The following is a 21,763-nucleotide window of genomic DNA, read 5'->3' as shown; positions in this document are numbered from 1 at the left end:
GCCGGTAGCGGTGGTCACATACATCATCAGGCGTCTTATCGGCGCGTTCGCCATGCTGATAGTGATCAGCATGGTCACGTTCGGCATCTTCTTCGTCGTGCCGCAATGGGCCGGGGCGACACCCGAGGCCCTCGCGTCGCGTTACGTCGGCCGGGCGGCCACACCGGAGACGGTCCACCTGGTGGCCGAGCGGCTCGGCTTCAACGACCCGGTGGTCGTCCAGTACGGCAGGTTCGTCAAGGGCCTGTTCACCGGCGCCGAGTACGACTACGGCGCGGGCGTCGAGCAGTGCCCCGCACCCTGCTTCGGCTACTCCTTCATCAGCGGGCAACCCGTCTGGCCCGACCTGGTCGACCGCCTGCCGGTGACCTTCTCCCTGGCCGTCGGGGCGGCGATCATCTGGGTGCTGGCCGGCGTCAGCGTGGGCGTGCTCTCCGCGCTGCGCAGAGGCAGCTTCTTCGACCGCCTGTCCATGGGCACGGCGCTCGCGGGCGTGTCACTGCCGATCTTCTTCACCGGCATGATCTCGCTGGTCGTCTTCAGCTACGGCCTCGGCTGGACACCACCGGGCGGCGCGTGGACCGACTTCACCGTCAACCCGGCGCAATGGGCGTTCAACCTGCTGCTGCCGTGGATCACGCTGGCGTTCCTGTTCGCCGCCGGATACGCGCGCCTGACCCGCGCCGGGATGCTGGAGACGATGGGCGAGGACTACATCCGCACCGCCAGGGCCAAGGGCCTGCGGGAGGGCCGGGTCGTGGTCAAGCACGGCCTGCGCGCCGCGCTCACCCCCATCCTGACCCTGTTCGGCATCGACTTCGGCCTGCTCATCGGCGGCGCCGTCCTCACCGAGACCACCTATACTCTGCCCGGGCTCGGCCAGTTCGCCATCCTGGCCATCAGGAACCAGGACCTGCCCCAGGTGATGGGCGTGGTGCTGGTGGCCGCCGGCTTCGTGGTCGTCGCGAGCCTGATCGTCGACCTCCTGTACGCGGTGGTCGACCCGAGGGTGAGGTTGTCGTGAGCTTTCTTGACGTCAAGGATCTGAAGATCCACTTCCCGACGGACGATGGTCTCGTCAAGTCCGTCGACGGGCTGTCGTTCGCCGTCGAACGCGGCAAGACCCTCGGCATCGTGGGCGAGTCGGGCTCCGGCAAGAGCGTGACCAGCCTCGGCGTGCTGGGCCTGCACAAGGGCGGCCGCGCCAGGATCAGCGGCGAGATCTGGCTCGACGGCGAGGAGCTCAACGGCGCCAGCGCCGAGCACGTCCGCCGGCTGCGCGGCAAGAAGATGGCGATGATCTTCCAGGATCCGCTGTCGTCGATGCACCCCTACTACACGGTCGGCCACCAGATCATGGAGGCCTACCGGATCCACAACGACGTCTCCAAGCAGGTGGCCCGCAAACACGCCATCGACATGCTCGGCCGCGTCGGCATCCCCGAGCCCGCCGGCCGGGTCGACAGCTACCCGCACGAGTTCTCCGGCGGCATGCGCCAGCGCGCCATGATCGCCATGGCGCTCTCCTGCGACCCCGAGCTGCTCATCGCCGACGAGCCGACCACCGCCCTCGACGTGACCGTGCAGGCCCAGATCCTCGATCTCATGCGCGACCTGCAGCGCGAGTTCAACTCCGCGCTGATCGTCATCACCCACGACCTCGGCGTGGTGGCCGAGCTGTCCGACGACATCCTCGTCATGTACGGCGGCAAGTGCGTCGAATACGGCACCGCCGACGACATCTTCTACCGGCCGGAGCACCCCTACACCTGGGGGTTGCTGGGCTCCATGCCCCGCCTCGACCGCGAGCCCACCGAACGGCTGCTGCCGATCAAGGGCTCACCGCCGTCCCTGATCAACGTGCCGCCCGGCTGCGCCTTCCACCCCCGCTGCCCGTACGCCGAGCACACGGGCGGCAAGGCCCTCACCGAGGTGCCCGCCCTCGCCGAGACCGAGGGAGGCCACCTGGTGCGCTGCCACATGAGCAGGAGCGAGCGGCAAGGCCTATGGGAGAACGAGATCAAGCCAGTGCTGGAGATCCAGTGAGCGAGAATGAGCCGCTTCTGTCCGTGCAGAACATGGAGAAGCACTTCCCGGTGACCAAGGGCCTGCTCAAAAGGCAGGTCGGCGCCGTCAAGGCCGTCGACGGGATCAGCTTCGAGGTGTTCAAGGGCGAGACGCTCGGCCTGGTGGGCGAGTCGGGCTGCGGCAAGTCCACCACGGGACGGCTGGTCACCAGGCTGCTCGAACCCACGGCCGGCAAGGTCGTCTTCGAGGGCCAGGACATCACGCACATGAGCCAGGGCCGGCTCCGGCCGCTCCGGCGCGACATGCAGATGATCTTCCAGGACCCCTACTCGTCGCTCAACCCCCGCCACACGGTGGGCGCCATCGTCGGCGCGCCCTTCCGCATCCAGGGCGTCAAGACCGAGCACGGTGTCAAGAAGGCCGTCCAGGACATCCTGGAGATGGTCGGGCTCAACCCCGAGCACTACAACCGCTACCCGCACGAGTTCTCCGGCGGGCAGCGGCAGCGCATCGGCATCGCCCGCACCCTCGCGCTCAAGCCCAAGCTGATCATCGCCGACGAGCCGGTCTCCGCGCTCGACGTGTCGATCCAGGCCCAGGTCGTCAACCTGCTCGAAGACCTGCAGAACGAACTGGACCTGACCTACGTCGTGATCGCCCACGACCTGTCGGTGGTGCGGCACATCAGCGACCGGGTCGCGGTCATGTACCTCGGCAAGATCGTCGAGGTCGCCGACCGCAAGCAGCTTTACACCGCGCCCATGCACCCCTACACCAACGCGCTGCTGTCGGCCGTGCCCGTGCCCGACCCGAAGGTGCGCAAGGACCGCGAGCGCATCCGGCTGACCGGCGACGTGCCCAGCCCGCTCAACCCGCCGCCCGCCTGCCGCTTCCACACCCGCTGCTGGAAGGCGCAGGAGGTCTGCAGGACGGTCGAGCCGCCGCTGGCGGAGCTGGCCAGCGGCCACCAGGTGGCCTGCCACTTCCCGGAGAACGTCACCGAGCCGGCGGCCCCCGAGGCCCCGGCCAAGGCCGGCTGACCCGCCACGTCTCACGCCGCGGCCCCACCCCCTCGGTGGTGGGGCCCGCGCGCGGGCGTGCGCGAGCGGGGCTCGCGGGCGTGATCAGGAGATGGCGTCGTCCGGCGTGATCAGGAGATGGCGCCGGGGGTGATCAGCCCCGTCTCGTACGCCAGCACCACCGCCTGCACGCGGTCCCGCAGCCCCAGCTTGGTCAGCACGTTGCCCACGTGCGTCTTCACCGTCGTCTCGCTCACCACGAGCTTGGCCGCGATCTCCGCGTTGGACATGCCCTTGGCGATCAGCCGCAGCACCTCCAGCTCCCGCTCCGTCAGCCTGTCGAGCCGCGCGGGAGCGGCCTGCTCGTACGCCGACGGCAGCCGCGCCGCGAACCGGTCCAGCAGCCGCCGGGTCACGCTCGGCGCCACGATCGCGTCACCCGCCGCCACCACCCGGATGGCCTGCACCAGCTCGTCCGGCGGCACGTCCTTCAGCAGGAACCCCGACGCGCCCGAGCGCAGCGCCTCCACGATGTACTCGTCCAGGTCGAACGTGGTCAGCACCAGCACCTTCGGCACGTGCGCCGCCGGCGCCGCCTCCCGCACGATCCGGCGGGTCGCCTCGATGCCGTCGACCCCGGGCATCCGGATGTCCATCAGCACCACGTCGGGCAGGAGCGCCCTGGTCTGCTCCTGAGCGTCCTTGCCGTCGCCCGCCTGCCCCACCACCGTGATGTCGGGCTCGGCCTCGAGGATCAGGCGGAAGCCGGTGCGCAGCAGCGGCTGGTCGTCCACCAGCAGCACTCTGATCGTCATTGTCCGTCCTTCAAGGGGAACCTCGCCCGCACCTCGAAACCGCCCCCCGGTAGCGGACCGATGCTGAGGATTCCACCATAGAGGGCAACACGCTCGCGAATGCCCACCAAACCATGCCCTGACGGCAGCGACATGTCTCTGTCCTTGCTGCTGCCGCCCTTGGGGTCGCCGCCGTTGCCGTCGTCCCGTACCTCGACGTCCAGCTCGCCCGGATCGTGGCGTACGGTCACCACCGCCTTCACCCCCGCCCCCGCGTGCCGCAGGCTGTTGGTCAGCCCCTCCTGGACCAGCCGGTAGGCGGCCAGGTCCACCCCGGCGGGCAGCGGCATCGGCTCGCCCTCCACCCGCAGCGACGTGGGCAGCCCCGCCTCCCGCATCTGCTCCACCAGCGACGGCAGATCCCGCACGCCCGGCTGCGGGCCCAGCTCCGCGCGCGCGTCCGTGCGCAGCACGCCCACGATGTTGCGCATCTCCGTCATCGCCAGCCGGCCCGTGTGCTCGATCGCCGACAGCGCCTCACGGGCCAGGTCGGGGTCGGCGGCCAGCACCCGCCGGGCCGCCGCGGCCTGCACGGTCATCACGCTGACGTGGTGGGCCACCACGTCGTGCAGCTCGCGGGCGATTCGCGAGCGCTCCTCGGCCCGCGCCGCCCTGGTGTCGGCCGCGTGCGCCCGCTCCAGCCTGGCCGCCCGGTCCTTCAGCTCCTCCAGGTACGCCCGCCGCAGCCGCAGGCTGCGGCCCGCTCCCCACACCGCCACCAGGACCACCGCGAAGACCACGTGCTCGTTCGGCCCGGACACTCTGATCGGGCCCGCCACCGCCCCGACCGCGTAGGTCGTCACCGCCAGCAGCAGCGCGCCCAGCGCCACCGCCAGCCCCCGGTGGGAGGCCACAGAATAGAGCAGCACCATGCCGGACAGCGCGGACACGCCCGTGCCGTAACCGGTCAGGTCGAGCAGCGCCTCCGGCACCAGCCCCGCGCACAGCGCCGCCAGCGGCCAGCGGCGGCGCACGGCCACCGGCGCGCACGCCAGCACCACCAGCAGTGTGCCGAACGGGTCGGGCGCGCGCACGCCGTCGGCCGGCAGCCCCTCGGCCTGGAGCCGGGCGGGCCCGTAGAGCACGAACTGCGCCACGGAGGCCGCGGCCACCACCCCGGCGAGAACCGTGTCGTGGAGCCTGCTCCGATCTATGCGCACCGCTTCACTGTAAGACCAGGTGAAAGCCCGGAACCTCCTCCCACGGGAGGATAAGCGTGATCCGTGCAGCCTGGCCCGCTGTCCGTTCGCGGGCCGTCCGGCCGTCCGTGACGGGCGGTCAGAGCTCGTCGGTCGCGGCGCGGCGGCTGCTGCGTACGGTGTCGCCCGGCTGCCGGTCGGGCACCGGCGGCGGGGTGCCGCCGAACTCCGGGCACAGCGCCTGGTGATCGCACCAGTCGCACAGCCGGCTCCTGCGCGCCCGCCACTCGCCCGACTCCAGCGCCCGCTCGATCGCCGCCCACAACGCCATCACCTTGCGCTCGGTGGCCAGCAGGTCGGCCTCGTCGGGAGCGTAGCGCAGCACCTCGCCCCGGCCGCCCAGATAGACCAGCTGCAGCAGCCGCGGGACCTGCCCGCGCAGCCGCCACAGCACCAGCGCGTAGAACTTCATCTGAAACAGCGCCTTGGCCTCGAAGTCGGGCCCGGGCGCGCTGCCCGTCTTGTAGTCGACCACACGGACCTCGCCGGTCGGCGCGACGTCGATCCGGTCGACGTAGCCGCGCAGCATCAGCCCGCCGTCGAGCACCGCCTCCACATAGAGCTCCCGCTCGGCCGGTTCCAGCCGGGTCGGATCCTCCAGCGTGAAGTAGCGCTCCAGCATGCCGCGCGCCTGATCCAGCCACTCCGCCTGCTCGGCCGCGTCGGCGAACATCTGCGCGTAGTGCGGCTCCTCGGCCAGTAAACGCTGCCACTGCGGCTCCAGCAGCTCCAGCGCCGCCGGAATCGAACGGCGGGGCGCGGGCAGGTCGTAGAGGCGCTCCAGGACCGCGTGGACCACCGTGCCACGCACTGCCGCCTGCGAGGGCTTCTCAGGCAACCGGTCGATCACCCGGAAGCGGTAGAGCAGCGGACATGTCATGAAGTCGCCCGCCCGGGACGGGGAGAGAGCTCCGATGATCACCGGTTCGGTCAACGTCATGCACCGCACTCTAGGTCAAGAGCCCGACAGAATAACGCCCGCGGGACGAGGATCACCTGATCCGGCGCGTAGCATCAAGGCAGCAACAGCATGTAAATGGACGTTCAAGGAGTGCGGTGAGCGAGCAGAGCCCGCGACAGGAGTTCTCCGGCATCCGGATGGGGAGGCCGTTCGGCATTCCGGTCTACGTCTCCTGGACGTGGTTCCTGGTGGCGGCGTTCATCACCGTCATGTTCGGGCCCCAGATGCGGCAGATGCTGCCCCACCTCGGCGAGTTCGCCGCGTACGGGGTCGCGTTCCTGTTCGCGGTGCTGCTGTACGTCTCGGTGCTGCTGCACGAGCTGGCCCACAGCGTCCTGGCCAAGTCCTACGGCCTGCCGGTCCGCCGGATCACCCTCTACCTCCTCGGCGGCGTCTCGGAGATCGAGAAGGAGCCGCCGACGCCGGGCAAGGAGTTCATGGTCGCCGCCGCCGGCCCCGCGCTCTCGCTGGGGCTGGCCGGCATCGGCCTGGCCGCCGACGTCTGGGTGATCAACGACGGGGGCATTCTCGAAGTGCTCACCTGGCAGCTGTGGTTCGCCAACCTCATCGTCGGCGTGTTCAACCTGCTGCCGGGGCTGCCGCTCGACGGCGGCAGGATGTTGCGCGCCGGCGTCTGGAAGCTCTCCGGCAACCCGGGCTCCGGCACCATCGTGGCGGCCTGGGGCGGGCGGGTGCTGGCCGCGCTGCTGGTGATCTTCCCGGTGGCGACCGCGCTGACCGGCGGGCGCGACCTGGACTTCACCGACCTGGTGTGGCCGCTGGTGCTGGCCTCGTTCATCTGGATGGGCGCGAGCCAGTCGCTGCGCGTCGCCAAGATCCGCCAGCGTATCCCGCAGGTCAACGCGCGCGCCCTGGCCCGCAGGGCCATCCCGGTGACCGCCGAGACGCCGCTGGCCGAGGCGCTGCGGCAGGCCGGCGAGCAGCGGGCGGGCGCGATCGTCGTCGTCGACCACGAGGGCAGGCCCGTGGCCATCGTCAGCGAGGCCGCCGTCCAGGCCACCCCCGAGCACCGCCGCCCGTGGGTGAACGCCGGCGCCCTGGCCAAGTCGCTGGAGCCCGCCATGATGCTCGGGGCCGGCCTGGAGGGTGAGGCGCTCATCGACGCCATGCGCGAGGCGCCGGGCAGCGAATACCTGCTCATCGAGGACGGCGGCGAGATCTTCGGCGTGCTGGCGACGGCCGATGTGAACCGGGTTTTCACGGGCGTCTGATTTGTCCCACTCGTTTCTGCGGCGACCCATGGATAGGGTCGTGTCCAGCAGTTTCGGGCTCCGGGGCCGCCTCAGGCGATTTCAGCGATGCGACGACTGGCCGATAGTGTGCTGTTTGGCCATAACTTGCACAGTTAAGAGGTTTGTTGCGGTCCACGGTTCATCGAATCGAGACGGCGGGCCCGCGACACGGCCTCGCCGTCTGGGTATGCGTATGGCTGGTGGCCGGCACGGCAGTGCGGGTGCCGTAACATCGCCGGTTTCCGGGGAGGAGAGTTGAGTGACCGAGCGCAGCGAGGGCACCGATGAGCGCAGCACGGTCGTCATGAGGAGGGGCGCATGAGCGGCCAAGGCTTCGGAGTGGTGCGTCCGCTTCCTGGAAACGGGCTGGTCGCCTACGTGGGCGGGCTGCTGCTGGTGTGCGACCCGGCCGAGCCCGCCGCCGACGACCTGCTCGAGGCGCTGCGCGAGACGGCCGCCGCCGGCGGCGACGGCCGTGCCCTGGCCCGCAGGGCCGCCCAGGTGCTCGCCGCCAACATGGCCGGCGACCCCACCACGTGCGCGGTCGCCGGGCCCGTCGGCGACGGCGTCGCCGTCCTGGTCAGCGGCTCGGCCGCGGCCACCATCGGCACCGTCGCCGGCGAGACGCGGCTGGCCGGCAGCGACTCCCTGACATGGGCCGACCGCCTCGTCACCAGCACCGTCGAACGCGTCGAGCTCAGTCTGCCCGGCGCCGGCAGCCCGCACCCCGCGGTCCGCTTCGAAGGCGGCATCGTCCACGGCGGCGGCCTCGTCGGCGACCTCACCGACCAGCCCGCGGCCCCCGCCGCCCCGGCCCCGTCCAGGCCGCTCACCAGCGAGATGCCCGCCACCGCCTTCCACCTCGAAGCCGACCTGATCCAGCCGCCGGCGCAGCAGCCCGTCGAACGGCCCCCCTACCCCCTCGCCGACCAGCCGCCGATCCAGGCCGGGCCGCCCTCAGGCCCCCAGCCCGCGTCCCCGGCCGTCGAGCAGCCCCAATATCAGCCCCCGGAGCAGCCGCCCTACTTCCCGCCGCAGGAGCCCGCCTACCAGCCTCCCGAGCAGTCGCCGTTCCAGGCACCGCACGAGCCGCTGTACCAGCAGGAGCCGGCCTTCCACCAGGAGGCCCCCTACCAGCAGGAGCAGCCGCCCCCGCTGCCCGAGCCGCAGCAGTTCCCCTCCTACGACGAGCCGCCGCCCTCCGGCAACGGCGCCGGCGACCAGCAGGTCCCGCAGCACCTCGGCCCGCCCGACCACTTCGACCAGCCCGCACCGCCCCCGCTCGGCCCGCCCGACCACTTCGACCCGGGCCCCCCGCAGCAGGAGCAGCAGCAGGCCGACCACGGCGACCGCCCGCTCGTCTACGGCGTCGACTGCAAGAACGACCACTTCAACGACCCCCGCGTCCCCTACTGCGCCGTCTGCGGCATCGCCCTCGTGCAGCGCACCCTCGTCCCCTACAAGGGCCCGCGCCCCTCGCTCGGTGTCCTCATCCTCGACGACGGCACGGCCCTGCCCCTGGAGAGCGACTACCTGCTCGGCCGCGACCCGGAGCGCGCCCCCGAGGTGGCCGGCGGCAACGCCAGGCCCGCCAAGGTGACCAGCCCCGACGGCTCGGTCTCCCGCCGCCACCTGCGGGTGGCGCTCGACGGCTGGGACGTCAACCTGGTCGACCTCGGTTCGGTGAACGGCACCCAGATCCAGCCGCCCGGCGACCCCAACTTCTACGACATCCCACCGAACGAGCCCGTCACGATCGCCCCGGGGACCACGGTGCGCGTGGGGGTGTCCCGGACACTGCGCTTCGAGGCGCATCGGGGGTAGGCGGGGGAGCCCGCTGCCTTGACGCCCGCGTACCGGATGATCGCCGGGGCGCGGGCGTTCTGCCGGAGGGCCGGTCCGGCCGCTCCGCTCCTCGGCCGGCTCCACTTCTCGACTGGCTCCGCCCTTGATCGGCCCCACCCTTGGCCGGCTCGCCCTTTGGCCGGCCTCGCCTCTTGCCCGCGCAGTTGAGCCGGGGGCGGTGTCGAGAAGAGGGTGGTGTCGAGCGGGGGCGCGCGGTCGATCAAAGGATGGCGGAGGTCGGATCGGCGGAGGGTGTCAGGAACTCACGGGCGCCACGCAGACGGGTCCCGAGCCGCCCTTGTGTCGCCGAGCAGTCCAGCCGCACCTCCACCGGCCCGGCCACCCCGGCGTTCGCCCGGCGGCCGGTCGACAGACGCGTCTCGTCAAGGCCGTCACGGCGGGCGATGAGCACCCCCATCTCATACCGGCTCACCGCATCGGAACCCGCCACGTGCTGGACGCCGGAGTATCCCCGTACCGCCAGCTCCAGGAGCGCCGCCGCCAGGTCGGAGACGTGCACCGGGCACCGTACGTCATCCGTGAACAGCACACCCGTGCGGGACCCCGAGGCCAGCGCGTGCACCAGCGCCTCGTGCGCCGACTCGCCGCGTCCGACGATCAGCGACGTCCTGGCGATGGCGGCATCCGGCAGCACGGCCCTGACGGCCGTCTCCGCCGCCGCCTTGGCCGCACCGTACGGGCTGACGGGGTCGGGGGAGCAGGACTCGTCGTACGAGAAGGCCCTGCCGGAGAAGACGGCGTCACTGGAGACGTGCACCAGCCGCCCACCCGCCGCCGCGACGGCCGCCGCCACGTGCGCGGCACCGTCGGCCGTGATCGTCCACTCGGCCTGCCGGTACGCGGCGTTGATCGTCACCTCGGGCCCGAACGCCCCCACCACGCCGGCGACGCCGGCCCGCGACCGCACGTCCACCCGCAGCCACTCGGCACCCGTTCCCGCTGCCTTCGCGCCGGTCCCGGACAGGTAGGTCGCGCCCACCTCATGACCGGCGGCGGCGCACAACCGTACGAGCTCGCGGCCCAGGAACCCGCTCCCGCCGACGATGAGCACTCTCACGAACGGCCACGCTACTCCACACGGACATGCACCCATTGATCGGACAAAGCATCCCGCCTCGCCTCGTCTCACCTTGCCCCGCCTCGTGCCAGCTCGCCCCGCCCCGGGACCGACGTCGGGACCCGCACTGAAAGGGGCACCGACACGGCGACCGGGACCGGACCCGCACCGAAAGTGGTGGCGGGACCGAGACCGGGGGAGCTTCACGTCCTGACCTGTGACCGGGCAGGGCGTTGACGTGCCACCGTTGACGAGACAAGGCGTAGACGCCTGACTCTGATCGACCTCGGTCGACTCGGCTACAAAGAAGCCCCCGCTCCCCACCCATCGCCTCCCGCGCGGGCAGGGCGCTCACGTGCTACCCGTGACCGGGGAGGGCGTAGAGGTGCTCACGCCGACCGGGGAGGGCGTAGATGTGGTCACGCTGAGCGGGCAGGGCGTAGATGTGCTGACTGACCTGATCGGATATGGCGTTCACGGTCTTACCCGCAATGGGGGCGCCACTCCGGTGCGGAGCCGGCTCGCAGTGCCTCCGCCTGTGCTCCTGCTTCGGCCGCGAAGAGCCCGAGCCCCGCGGCGGCGAAGTCGGCGGCCACCGCCGTCAGCGCATCCGCGTCACCCCTGGCCAGGGCGTGGGCGTGGCGCAGCGCCAGTCGTACCCGCAGGCCGTCGTGTGTCGCCGCGAGCGCGCCCAGCCGGGGGAGCGCGCTGGCGGGTGCGCCCAGGCGAACGGCGTCGTGCAACGCCACCGCCTCGAACGACGACGGCCCGCCATCACGGCACTCCTTCGCATGGGCCAGCGCCAGCTCCACGGCCCGCGCCCGCCATCCCGCCGCGGCCTGCGTCCACGCCTCTGCCAGGGCCACCCAGTGCTGGAGCGCGGTCCATGTGACCGGCGCCCTCGCCGCGTCCAGTGGCACACGCGCCTCCGCGCCCAACGGCGGCTGGGCCCCCGTGACGTCCAGTGACTCCTGCGCTTCTGTCGCGCCCAGGGTTGCCTGCGCGCCTATCGCGTCTACCGATGCCCGTGTTTCTGTCATGTCCAGCGACGCCCGGGCTCCCGCCGCGTCCCCGCGCAGGGCCTGTACCATCGCGTACGCCGCCCTGCGTTCGGCGGCGGCCAGTGGCGTCTCATGCCTGACCGGAGCCCGTAGGAGGAACAGCGCCGCTCCCAGCTCGCCCCTCAGCACCGCCAGCCGCCCCCGGGCCAGTACCTGCTCGCTCGTGCCCGGCCAGCCGGGTCCCATGGAGGCGATCGCCCGTTCGACGGCCATCAGGTCGCCGGCGAACCATCCGCACAGTGCCCACGTCATGTGAGCCGACGTCCACGGGGGCGCGGGATCTTCCCCGGTGAGAGCGCTGGTGGCGCGCGCAGGCACCCGCGTGTGCTGTGAAGAGCCGTGGGTGAGGCCCGGCTCCTGCGGTCTCGGCGGGTTCTGGGGCTTCTCGGCTTGCACGGCGGGCAGGACGTCACGAAGCACCGCCACCGCTTCGTTGGTCCACCCCCAGTGGCACAAGGCCAGTGCCAGCGCCAGAGACACGCGGTCGTCGGCTGGCCGGGCGATGGCCCCGGTTGTGTGGTCTCGTGCGGTCGGTTCGGTGGTCAGGCGGGTGTGATCGTCCGCTCGCGGTGCGAGGGGATCGGCGGCGGGGGAGTGGTGGTGGTTGGCGAGTGACGTGGTCGGTCCGGAGGTCTGAGGCCGACGTGCGCCCTGTGGGGGCAGGGCTTTCGCACGGGGTGGGTTCGGGTTCGACGAGATATGCTCCACGGCCCTGAGCGCCTCGTCGGGGCGCGCCGCCTCCGCCAGCAGCCTCGCCCTCTCCACGGCCAGCTCGTGCCGGAGCGCCGCACGTTCCAGGCCCGGTAGCCATCCTGGGGTCGCGCGGTCGGCCTCCGTCCCGTCTGGCGGTCCCATCTGCCGGGTGGCCGGTCGGTGGAGTGGACTGCCCGGGTCGGGGTTCGTCTCGTCAGGTAGGTCTGTCCGGTGAGAGTTCGTCTCATCAGGCACGTCTGTTCGGTCGGGTGCATCTGTCCGGTCGAAATTCGACACGTCGGGTGGTTCTGTCCGGTCGGTGGGCGGGTGGTGGGGCCTGGCTGCTCGGTCGAGGGTCGTCTCGTCTTGAGGGCGTGGTTGTTGGGTGGCCGGGACGTGACCCGGAGACGTCCTCGCTGGGTCCGTGTCGGGGGTTGGTTCCGGGTCGCGCAGTTCCTTGCGTGTGGTGGCCAGTAGGTCGAGGGCGTCGCCGAGTCGGTCGAGTCCCCAGGCCAGGGTTCGGGCTCTGGCCAGGGTCAGGCGTACCCGCTGCTGGTCATCGCCTCGTGCGTGGCACGCGTCCTCCGCTGCGGTGAGCACCGCGAGAGCCTGGTCCGGTCGTCCGGCTCCGTTCAGGGCGGTCGCCAGCCCGATCGCCGCGCCCGCGCCTCCGCCTTCGCGCATCGCGGCTCGCCCGAGCCGGATGGCCGACGCGTGATCGTGTACGGCCTCCGCCAGCTTGCACGCCCCCACCAGCGTTCCGGCGTCCGCCCGCAGCCCGCCCGCCAGCCGCCACGCCGCGACCCGGGCAGCGTCGCAGTGCCTGCGGGCTTCGGCGGCTTCCGGTGAGGCTTTGACCGGTGCACCCGATGTGGGGGCACTCAAGGTCGCCCCTGGGGTGGTGCCCGAGGTCGTCTCCTCGGTGGGCTCCGGGGTCGCTTCCGGGGTTGCCTTCAGGTTCGCCTCTGGCGCCGTCGCCAAGGTCGCTTCCGAGGCCGCCCTCATGGTGGCGCTCATCGTCGTCTCTGCGGAGGGCTCTACAGGGGTCCCAGCCGCGGCCCGTGCCGTGAACTGCCCTCTGTGCGTCACCCCGGCCCCGGTCGCGGTTTCCGCTGTGGACTTCATTTCGGACTCCACCGCGGCGACGAGGTCGGCATACCGCTGGGTACGGCGCTCTGCGGGGCATCGGTCGCGGGCCGCCTCCCCGTACAGGGGGTGAGCCGGCCGCGCCACCTCCCCGCGCCATTCGCGCGTCACCTCGATCACCCCGAACTCCAGCGCCTCCAGCACGGCCGCCTCCGAGCACAGGCCCGCCAGCGTCCCCACCTCGACGGGCTCCCCGAACGTCGCGTACTCCAGCACCGAGGCCGCGCCCTCCGGCAACGATCCCACCCGGTGGTTCACGAGGTCGGCCGCCCCGCGCGCCGGCGGCGGGTCACCGGACAACCGCCACACCCCGCCCGCGTGCTGGAGCGATCGAGAGGCTCGCATGGCGTGCATCAGTTCGCGCAGCCACAGCGCGTTCCCGCCGGTGAGCTCCGTCAGCGTGGACACGGTGGTGTTGTCGGCGGGTCCGCCGAGCGCCGTCGCCAGCACGGCCGACACGTCCGCCTTGCCGAGCGGGTCCACGTCGAACCGTCTGAGCCGTCCGTCCCGCCACAGCTCCACGACGGGGCCGCCGGCGTTCGCCTCCGAGCACACGGTCGCGATCAGGCGGATCCGGCCGGCGCGTACGAGGGCGGCCAAGACCTCGGCCGAGTGGCTGTCCAGCAGGTGGGCGTCGTCCACGAGAGTCAGGACTTCGAGGCCGGGGGAGCACCGGCACCCTCCGCACTCCCCGCCGCAATGCCCGGTTCCTCCGCCACACGCCGTTGCTCCGCCACGAGAAGTTCCCCCGCATCCGCAGGACGCGCCACCCCCGCCGCACCCCGAGCCGGTCCCGTACGCGGGCAGTGGCGAGCCGCCCGGTACGTTGCGCAGCGCCCGGGACGCCCTGACCGTGAACGCGCCCCCGAGCCGCCCCGCCAGCCGTCCCGCGAGCGCGCTCTTGCCCACCCCCGGCGGCCCCGTGACGAGCACCCCCTGAGCGGTCGGGTCGCGGGTGAGGCGGAGCAGGTGCCCGAGCTCCTGCTCCCTCCCGGCGAACGGCCAGCTGGTCCCCATAATGCGAGGTTACGCCGCCGACAAAGAAGATGATCATCTATTTCCCCGTTTATGACTCATCCGGGGATAAAGGCGACAACCTCGTTGAGCTGAGGCCCGCCGGAGCCGTCCTGTCAGGGCCTTCGTCAAGGGCCGAGGGAGGGGTGGGGGAGCGGCGGCGAAGGCGGGATCGGCGGCAGGGTAGGGGGTGCGGGCGCGGCAGGAAGCGGGATGTGAAGGTCGTATTACGCTTTCTCATGAAATATCGGAATTATCTTGGTTAACCCGGTAAATGGGGAAAATTCTTCGGAAAAGAAACGCCCCCAGCCTCGAAGGAACACCGCGAAACACACCCGATACCGGTCATCCCTATCCCCGCGATCCGGCCGTACGCAAAAAAACACCTCAGTGCTGCGCCGCCCGGAAAGCCCGCACCCCGCGCAACAACCGCACCGCCGCCTCCATCCCGCAGGCCGCCTCCATCGCCCGCCCCGCCGCCGTGGCGAACCGGCCCAGCAGGTGCTCGTCCCCGTCGCAGAACCCCCGCCCCGCGACCCACACGAACGTGTGGTCACGCGCCACCACGGGCACCGGCGTGGCCAGGAAGCCCGGCTCGCCCACCGACACGTCTCGCGCCAGCCGCAGCGCCCCCGACGACGTCGCCAGCTCCTTCATCACCCCCGACTCGGCCAGCCACCGCCGCAGCGGATCGCCGGCCGGGGCGTGCACGTGGACGCAGCTCGCCTCCTGGCGCAGGACGTCCACCCGGACGAACCCCGCGTAAGGGGTGCCGGCCACGGCCGCGGCGGCACGCGCGAGCCGGTCGATCAGGTCGCCGGCCTCCGGGCAGGAGAACGAGGTGATGAGATCACGCATGGCGACATCGAGGCGGTTGTATGGCATGGCGATGATCCCTCGGAGCGGAGGGAGGCGAGATCGCGCAGCCCGATCACGCGACGCTCACCTGCGGGTGCCCTGACTATCGCCCCCGCCGCCGCCCTTGACTACCCCCCAACAGGAAATCAGGATTTTTGCGCGTTCCGGGCGGCCGCAGGGGCCGCGCCGCAACGCCGGCACCGCCCCGTACCGGTCCACGGCCTCCCCCTGGACGGCCCCACGCTTCACCGCAGCCGCAGCCACCCGCGCCGGTCACGGGCGTCGCGCAGCAGCGCCCACTGCACGTCGTCGCCGCGCGTGCCGTCCGGCTTCGGGAACAGCTCCCTGTGCACGCCCTCCCGCACGAACCCGGCCCGCCGTAGCACCGCCTGCGAGGCCGTGTTCGCCACGTCGGTGCCGGCCACGATGCGGTGCAGCGGCGTGTTCGCGAACGCCCAGCCGGTCAGCAGCGTGACCGCCCGCGTCATGAACCCCCTGCCGCGGAAGGCGGGCAGCAGCGAGTAGCCGATCATCGCCTGCCCCAGCGGCGGCGCCACCTGCGCCAGCTGCACGTGCCCCGCGAACGCCCCCGAGGCCGCGTCCCTGATCGTCAGCTCGATCCGCTGCCCCGATGCCCACCAGTAGCGGGTGTAGCGGCAGCGGCGCTCGTCGTCCTCCAGCGACGTGGCGTGCCCCAGGGAGAAGGCCGCCACGCTCGGCTCGTTCATCATCCGGTGGTAGTCGCCGGCGTCGGCGGGCTCCACGGGGGTCAGCCGCACCACGCCGTCGCCCAGCTCGCCGCCCTCGAAGAACGGCAGGTACGGCTCCGCCCCCGCCGCCGGCTCCCCCCGCAGCCGGGCGAACAGCACGAAATCGGCGAAGCGCCCGTCACGCAGCCGCCTCGCCTCCCGCCGCACCCCCTCCTCGCGAAAGCCCGCCTTGTACGCCACCCGCAGGCTCGCCACGTTCTCCACCTCGGCCTCCAGCTCGACCCGGCGCACCCCCTGGTCGAACAGCCAGTCCGTCACCGCCCTGGCCGCCGTCGCCGCCACGTCACGGCCCCGGGCCCACGGCGCCACCAGGTAGCCGAGCCGCGCCACGCCCCACTCGTCCGGCGGGCGCACCCCGACCGCCCCGGCGAAGCGGCCGTCCAGGGTGATCGCGTACTCGGCCCCGCCGTCCGCCCACTTCGCCGGCGCGTTCTTCACGTACTCCAGCGCGTGCTGCGGCTCGTACGGGTCGGGCAGCAACGGCATGAACCTGGCCGTCACCGGATCCGAGCACATCCGCACCATCTCATCGACGTCCGCCTCCACCGGGGGACGGAGGATCAACGGGCCGGTCGAGAGCACATCACGCGGAAACATCCCCCATAGATATCGCGCGTCCTGACGCCCTCGAAAGCCCTATAACCTTGCCGCCATGGGTTTCCGCAGGCATGGGCCTTTCCAGGTGGGGGATCAGGTGCAGCTCACCGACCCCAAGAACAAGCGCCACACGATCACTCTCAAAGAGGACGGCGTCTTCCACACCCACAAGGGCGCCATCCCGCACAGCGACCTGATCGGGCAGCCCGAGGGCTCCGTCGTGCGCTCCTCGGGCGGCACGCAGTACCTCGCCTTCCGCCACCTGCTCCAGGACTACACGCTGGCCATGCCGCGCGGCGCGGCCGTGATCTACCCCAAGGACGCCTCGATGATCGTCGGCATGGCCGACGTGTTCCCCGGCGCCCGCGTCATCGAGGCCGGCGTCGGCTCCGGCGCGCTGACCTGCTTCCTGCTGCGCGCCGTCGGCCCCGAGGGCCACGTGACCTCCTACGAGCGGCGCGAGGAGTTCGCCGACGTCGCCCGCAAGAACGTGGAGAAGTTCTACGGCGGCCCCATGGACGACAACTGGCGGCTGGTCGTCGGCGACCTGGTGGCCTCCATCGACGAGGTCGACGTCGACCGCGTCATCCTCGACATGCTCGCCCCCTGGGAGTGCGTCGACGCCGCCGCGAAGGCGCTCACGCCCGGCGGCGTGATCTGCTGCTACGTGGCCACGACGACCCAGATGTCCAAGACCGTGGAGGCCATTCGCGATCACGGGTGTTTCACCGAGCCGCATGCGTGGGAGACCCTGGTTCGCGACTGGCACGTCGAAGGGCTCGCGGTAAGACCCGATCATCGGATGATCGGCCACACCGGTTTCCTCGTCGCCGCCCGCCGCATGGCCGACGGCGTGACCCCGCCGCCGCGCCGTCGACGACCGAAGGGGACGACTGAGGAACTATGACAATTTGGCCACGAGGGTGCGTTGGTGCGTGACACGGGAACAGACCGCCGTGTTCATATGCTGGGAGTATTAAACGCCCTATTGGGGATTAATCAACGAATACTGAATGTCACTCTACGAACACTGCCCGGCCAGGTTACGGAGGGGCCCGAGATAGGTAAGGTCCTTAGTAGTCGCTCTCGACTGGGAAGGAGGTGACGGGGCGTGGCAGCTCGCGATGATGCTGAGGCTCGAGCCGCGCAGCGCGAACGGGAGGTCGCTGATCTTTCAACACAGGTCTCCTTCCTCCAGGAGGAGATCACCGCGCTGAGGCGGAAGCTGGCCGAGTCACCCCGTCAGGCCAGGGTCCTCGAAGAGCGTCTCCATGAGGCACAGGCGAACCTCGCGGCCGTGACGGGCCAGAACGAACGCCTGGTGGCCACACTCAAGGAGGCCCGGGACCAAATCGTCGCTCTCAAGGAGGAGGTCGACCGGCTGGCGCAGCCGCCATCCGGCTTCGGCACCTTCCTCGAGGCCAGAGAAGACGGCACGATCGAGGTGTTCACCGGCGGCCGCAAGCTCCGTGTGAACGTCAGCCCGGCCGTCGACGTCGACTCGCTGCGGCGTGGCCAGGAGGTCATGCTCAACGAGGCGCTCAACGTGGTCGAAGCACTCGGCTACGAAGAGGTCGGCGAGATCGTGATGCTCAAAGAACTGCTCGACGAGGGCAAGCGGGCCCTGGTCATCTCGCACGCCGACGAAGAACGCGTCGTGCGACTGGCCGAGTCGCTCGTCGGCCAGCCCATCAGGGCCGGCGACTCACTCCTGCTCGAACCTCGCTCCGGCTACGTCTACGAGCGCATACCCAAGTCCGAAGTCGAAGAGCTCGTGCTCGAAGAGGTCCCCGACATCTCCTACGAGGAGATCGGCGGCCTCATGCGGCAGATCGAGCAGATCAGGGACGCCATCGAGCTGCCCTACCTGCACGCCGACCTGTTCCGCGAGCACAAACTCCGTCCGCCCAAGGGCGTGCTCCTCTACGGCCCGCCCGGCTGCGGCAAGACGCTCATCGCCAAGGCCGTCGCCAACTCCCTGGCCAAGCAGGTCGCGGAGAAGACCGGCCAGTCCGGCAAGAGCTTCTTCCTCAACATCAAGGGCCCGGAGCTGCTCAACAAGTACGTCGGTGAGACCGAGCGGCACATCCGCCTGGTCTTCCAGCGGGCCCGCGAGAAGGCATCCGAGGGCACCCCGGTGATCGTGTTCTTCGACGAGATGGACTCGATCTTCCGCACCCGAGGCTCCGGCGTGTCCTCCGACGTGGAGAACACCATCGTCCCTCAGCTGCTGTCCGAGATCGACGGCGTCGAGGGCCTGGAAAACGTCATCGTCATCGGCGCCTCCAACCGCGAGGACATGATCGACCCGGCGATCCTGCGGCCCGGCCGCCTGGACGTCAAGATCAAGATCGAGCGGCCGGACGCCGAGGCGGCCAAGGACATCTTCTCGAAATACCTCGTCTCCGACCTGCCCCTGCACCCGGACGACCTGACGGAGCACTCCGGCTCCCGTGAGGCCACCATCGTGGGCATGATCCAGAGCGTCGTCGAGCGTATGTACACCGAGAGCGAGGAAAACCGCTTCCTCGAGGTGACCTACGCCAACGGCGACAAGGAAGTCCTCTACTTCAAGGACTTCAACTCCGGCGCGATGATCCAGAACATCGTCGACCGGGGCAAGAAGATGGCCATCAAGCAGTTCCTCGAAAGCGGCCAGAAGGGCCTGCGGGTGCAGCACCTGCTCACGGCCTGCGTGGACGAGTTCTCCGAGAACGAGGACCTGCCCAACACCACCAACCCCGACGACTGGGCCCGCATCTCCGGCAAGAAGGGCGAGCGGATCGTCTACATCCGCACCCTCGTCTCCGGCAAGCAGGGCACCGAAGCCGGCCGGTCCATCGACACCGTCGCCAACACCGGTCAATACCTGTAACACCCCTGGACGGCAGGGTCGCGCGACAACCGCCGCGCGGCCCTGCCGTCTTGTGCGGGCACGTTGCCACCCGCTGCCGTTCGTCCCCTTCGCGGCGTAACACATACAAGATCCCACCAGGAACGCGCGCGACACGGCCGATACACATGCACGCCACCCCGATCAGGCGCACACTGAGCCTGTGACCACGCTCAAACGGGTGGACGTGCACGTCGAAGGCATAGTCCAAGGGGTCGGCTTCCGCCCCTTCGTCTACTCGCTCGCCAACCGGCTCGGCCTGGCGGGACGCGTCCGCAACGACGTCAACGGCGTCCACATCGAGGTCGAAGGAGCCCACGCCGGCGTCGAGGAGTTCCTCACCGCCCTCGAACGCGACGCGCCCGCCCTGTCCGAGATCGAACGCGTCACCGTCGTCAGCGCCGAACCCGCAGGACACAGCGGCTTCACCATCGCCACCAGCGATCCCTCAGGACCGCTCCGCGCCCTCGTCTCCGCCGACACCGCCACCTGCGACGACTGCCTGAGCGAACTCGCCGACCCCGCCGGCCGCCGCCACCGCTACCCGTTCATCAACTGCACCAACTGCGGCCCCCGCTTCACCATCGTGCGCGGCGTCCCCTATGACCGGCTCCGCACCACCATGGCCGGATACCGCATGTGCGACGACTGCGCCCGCGAATACCACGACCCCGGCGACCGCCGCTTCCACGCCCAGCCCACCTGCTGCCCCGCCTGCGGCCCCCGGCTCCGGCTGCGCGACGCCCGCGGCGTCGACCTGTGCGGCGACCCCGTCTCCTGCGCCGTCACCCTCCTGCGCGCCGGCCGCGTCGTCGCCGTCAAAGGACTCGGCGGCTACCACCTCGCCGTCACCGCCTCCGACGAACGCGCCGTCGCCACCCTGCGCGGCCGCAAGCACCGAGAGGAGAAACCGTTCGCCGTCATGGCCGCCGACCTCGCCCAGGCCCGCCGGCTGTGCGAGATCGACGACGCCGCGGCCGCGCTGCTCACCAGCCGCGCCCGTCCCATCGTCCTGCTGCCTCGCCGCCGGGACACCCCTGACGCTTCCGCCGCTCGGGTCGCCCCCTCCGTCGCGCCGGGCAGCCACAACCTCGGCCTCATGCTGCCGTACACGCCCCTGCACCACCTCCTCCTCGCGGAACTCGCCGAACCCATCGTCCTGACCAGCGGCAACGTCTCCGACGAACCCATCGCCTACGAGGACGCCGACGCCCTCACCCGCCTCGGTGGCGTCGCCGACGCCTTCCTCCTCCACGACCGCGCCATCCACACCCGAACCGACGACTCCGTCGTCAAACCCGCCTCCGGCGAGGTCACCGTGCTGCGCCGGGCCCGCGGCTACGCCCCGGAACCCCTCGCCCTGCGCCGGCCCGCCCCCAGACCCGTGCTCGGCTGCGGCGCCGAACTCAAGAGCACCTTCTGCCTCCTGCACGGACGCCGCGCCTTCGTCTCCCACCACCTCGGCGACCTGGAGAACTACGACACCCTGCGCGCCTTCGCCGCGAGCATCGAGCACTACTGCGGCCTGTTCGGCATCCGCCCCGAACTCATCGCCCACGACCTGCACCCCGACTACTTGTCCACCAGACACGCCCTCGAACAGACCGGCGTCGAACACGTCGGCGTCCAGCACCACCACGCCCACATCGCCTCATGCCTCGCCGACAACGGCGACCCCGGCCCCGTGATCGGCGTCGCCTTCGACGGCCTCGGCCACGGACCCGACGGCACCCTGTGGGGCGGCGAATTCCTGCGCGCCGACCTGACCGGATACCAACGCCTCGGCCACCTCGCCCAGGTCCCCATGCCCGGCGGCACCGCCGCCATCCGGCAGCCCTGGCGCATGACCGCCGCCTACCTGCGCGACGAACGCCCCGGCCTCGACGTCGCCCGCCGCAACGCCGAACGCTGGCCCGCCGTCCTCCAGCTCGCCGCCACCGGACTCAACTCGCCCCTCACCTCCAGCGCCGGCCGCCTCTTCGACGCCGTCTCGGCACTGCTCGGCATCCGCGACACGATCACGTACGAGGGGCAGGCGGCGATCGAACTCGAACAGCGCGCCGACACCTCAGAGACCGGCGTCTACACCGCCACCATCACCACTTCGGGCACCACCGGCGCCGCCAGCGGGGCCTCCGTCGACGGCCCGCTCGTCGTCGAGGGCGGTGACCTCGTCCGCGCCGCCGCCGACGACCTCGCCGCCGGAGTCGACCCCGCCGTCATCGCCGGACGCTTCCACAACGGCGTCGCCGCCGCCATCAGCCGCTCCTGCGTCGCCCTGCGCCAGGCCACCGGGCTCACCGCCGTCGCCCTGTCCGGCGGCGTCTTCCAGAACGCGCTTCTGCTCGAACGCACGGTCCAGCGGCTGCGCGCCGCCGGGTTCCGGGTGCTCAAGCACGTACGGGTGCCACCCAACGACGGCGGCATCAGCCTCGGCCAAGCCGCCGTCGCCGCCGCCCGCGACCGCGGACAGGAGGCGACCCCGGCCTAGCAT

Annotated in this window: 15 protein-coding genes; 8 read left to right on the top strand and 7 right to left on the bottom strand. The window is 71.1% G+C overall.

Translation table 11 applies throughout. The annotated features are described in order from the left end of the window. Nucleotides 1-10 precede the first annotated feature (10 nt). From AB0C27_RS36710 to AB0C27_RS36700, 3 genes are read left to right on the top strand one after another with little or no spacing between them, the layout of a single operon-like run. Entirely contained in the window at nt 11-1,024 is a 1,014-nt protein-coding gene (locus AB0C27_RS36710) for an ABC transporter permease (protein WP_357853960.1), read from the top strand. Next, nucleotides 1,021-2,046 (top strand): ABC transporter ATP-binding protein, encoded by a 1,026-nt coding sequence (locus tag AB0C27_RS36705; RefSeq protein ID WP_357853957.1) that lies wholly within the window; start codon nt 1,021-1,023, stop codon nt 2,044-2,046. The genes AB0C27_RS36710 and AB0C27_RS36705 overlap by 4 nt, the downstream gene beginning before the upstream one ends. Next, entirely contained in the window at nt 2,007-3,068 is a 1,062-nt protein-coding gene (locus AB0C27_RS36700) for a dipeptide ABC transporter ATP-binding protein (RefSeq protein ID WP_357853954.1), read from the top strand. The genes AB0C27_RS36705 and AB0C27_RS36700 overlap by 40 nt, the downstream gene beginning before the upstream one ends. A 110-nt stretch (nt 3,069-3,178) precedes the next feature. Here the strand turns inward: AB0C27_RS36700 and AB0C27_RS36695 are convergent, their stop codons facing one another. The 3 genes from AB0C27_RS36695 to AB0C27_RS36685 form a co-directional block, all read right to left on the bottom strand. Further along, nucleotides 3,179-3,862 (bottom strand): response regulator transcription factor, encoded by a 684-nt coding sequence (locus AB0C27_RS36695; RefSeq protein WP_106250117.1) that lies wholly within the window; start codon nt 3,860-3,862, stop codon nt 3,179-3,181. Further along, nucleotides 3,859-5,061: a sensor histidine kinase gene (locus AB0C27_RS36690; protein WP_357853951.1), complete on the bottom strand. Its 1,203-nt coding sequence runs from the start codon at nt 5,059-5,061 to the stop codon at nt 3,859-3,861. Before AB0C27_RS36690 ends, AB0C27_RS36695 begins: the two co-directional genes overlap by 4 nt. A gap of 118 nt (nt 5,062-5,179) precedes the next feature. Further along, a complete protein-coding gene (locus tag AB0C27_RS36685) occupies nt 5,180-6,040 on the bottom strand; it encodes a RecB family exonuclease (protein WP_357853948.1) in 861 nt (286 codons plus the stop codon). A gap of 116 nt (nt 6,041-6,156) precedes the next feature. Between AB0C27_RS36685 and AB0C27_RS36680 the strand changes: the two genes are divergently transcribed. Continuing rightward, a complete protein-coding gene (locus tag AB0C27_RS36680) occupies nt 6,157-7,293 on the top strand; it encodes a site-2 protease family protein (RefSeq protein ID WP_357853945.1) in 1,137 nt (378 codons plus the stop codon). Between the two features lie 339 nt (nt 7,294-7,632). Next, on the top strand, nt 7,633-9,138 hold the full coding sequence (locus tag AB0C27_RS36675) for an FHA domain-containing protein (RefSeq protein ID WP_357853942.1): 1,506 nt from the start codon (nt 7,633-7,635) through the stop codon (nt 9,136-9,138). Between the two features lie 241 nt (nt 9,139-9,379). On the opposite strand, the gene AB0C27_RS36670 is transcribed toward AB0C27_RS36675, so the two are convergent. The 4 genes from AB0C27_RS36670 to AB0C27_RS36655 all read right to left on the bottom strand — a co-directional run bounded on the left by AB0C27_RS36670 (nt 9,380) and on the right by AB0C27_RS36655 (nt 16,376). Further along, nucleotides 9,380-10,237: a sugar nucleotide-binding protein gene (locus tag AB0C27_RS36670; protein ID WP_357853939.1), complete on the bottom strand. Its 858-nt coding sequence runs from the start codon at nt 10,235-10,237 to the stop codon at nt 9,380-9,382. 482 nt (nt 10,238-10,719) lie between these two features. Further along, the gene (locus AB0C27_RS36665) at nt 10,720-14,154 is read right to left on the bottom strand and encodes an AAA family ATPase (protein ID WP_357853936.1); all 3,435 of its coding nucleotides are present in this window, start codon (nt 14,152-14,154) and stop codon (nt 10,720-10,722) included. 384 nt (nt 14,155-14,538) lie between these two features. After that, entirely contained in the window at nt 14,539-15,036 is a 498-nt protein-coding gene (locus tag AB0C27_RS36660) for a hypothetical protein (RefSeq protein WP_357853933.1), read from the bottom strand. A gap of 218 nt (nt 15,037-15,254) precedes the next feature. Continuing rightward, nucleotides 15,255-16,376 carry a GNAT family N-acetyltransferase gene (locus tag AB0C27_RS36655; protein ID WP_357853930.1) on the bottom strand — a complete coding sequence of 374 codons (1,122 nt, stop codon included), beginning with the start codon at nt 16,374-16,376 and terminating at the stop codon, nt 15,255-15,257. A gap of 55 nt (nt 16,377-16,431) precedes the next feature. On the opposite strand from AB0C27_RS36655, the gene AB0C27_RS36650 reads away from it, so the two are divergent. The 3 genes from AB0C27_RS36650 (at nt 16,432) to hypF (ending at nt 21,760) form a co-directional block, all read left to right on the top strand. Then, entirely contained in the window at nt 16,432-17,283 is an 852-nt protein-coding gene (locus tag AB0C27_RS36650) for a tRNA (adenine-N1)-methyltransferase (RefSeq protein WP_346104848.1), read from the top strand. A 204-nt stretch (nt 17,284-17,487) separates the two neighbouring features. Beyond that, complete coding sequence (gene arc / locus AB0C27_RS36645; protein WP_106250101.1) at nt 17,488-19,251, top strand: proteasome ATPase; 1,764 nt, start codon at nt 17,488-17,490, stop codon at nt 19,249-19,251. 181 nt (nt 19,252-19,432) lie between these two features. After that, complete coding sequence (hypF, locus tag AB0C27_RS36640) at nt 19,433-21,760, top strand: carbamoyltransferase HypF (RefSeq protein ID WP_357853925.1); 2,328 nt, start codon at nt 19,433-19,435, stop codon at nt 21,758-21,760. The last annotated feature ends 3 nt before the right edge of the window (nt 21,761-21,763 follow it).

The sequence above is a fragment of the Nonomuraea sp. NPDC048882 genome (assembly GCF_040649755.1).
GTDB lineage: Bacteria > Actinomycetota > Actinomycetes > Streptosporangiales > Streptosporangiaceae > Nonomuraea > Nonomuraea maheshkhaliensis.
The sequence above is the reverse complement of the archived record's forward strand: the minus strand, read 5'-3'. Positions and strand labels throughout refer to the sequence as shown.

What these genes read in the sequence shown, in the direction of transcription:
- AB0C27_RS36700 (WP_357853954.1), top strand. Translation starts at nt 2,007, where the DNA reads ATGGGAGAACGAGATCAAGCCAGTGCTGGAGATCCAGTGAGCGAGAAT.
- AB0C27_RS36695 (WP_106250117.1), bottom strand. Translation starts at nt 3,862, where the DNA reads ATGACGATCAGAGTGCTGCTGGTGGACGACCAGCCGCTGCTGCGCACC.
- AB0C27_RS36685 (WP_357853948.1), bottom strand. Translation starts at nt 6,040, where the DNA reads ATGACGTTGACCGAACCGGTGATCATCGGAGCTCTCTCCCCGTCCCGG.
- AB0C27_RS36675 (WP_357853942.1), top strand. Translation starts at nt 7,633, where the DNA reads ATGAGCGGCCAAGGCTTCGGAGTGGTGCGTCCGCTTCCTGGAAACGGG.
- AB0C27_RS36665 (WP_357853936.1), bottom strand. Translation starts at nt 14,154, where the DNA reads ATGGGGACCAGCTGGCCGTTCGCCGGGAGGGAGCAGGAGCTCGGGCAC.
- AB0C27_RS36660 (WP_357853933.1), bottom strand. Translation starts at nt 15,036, where the DNA reads ATGCCATACAACCGCCTCGATGTCGCCATGCGTGATCTCATCACCTCG.
- AB0C27_RS36655 (WP_357853930.1), bottom strand. Translation starts at nt 16,376, where the DNA reads ATGTTTCCGCGTGATGTGCTCTCGACCGGCCCGTTGATCCTCCGTCCC.
- AB0C27_RS36650 (WP_346104848.1), top strand. Translation starts at nt 16,432, where the DNA reads ATGGGTTTCCGCAGGCATGGGCCTTTCCAGGTGGGGGATCAGGTGCAG.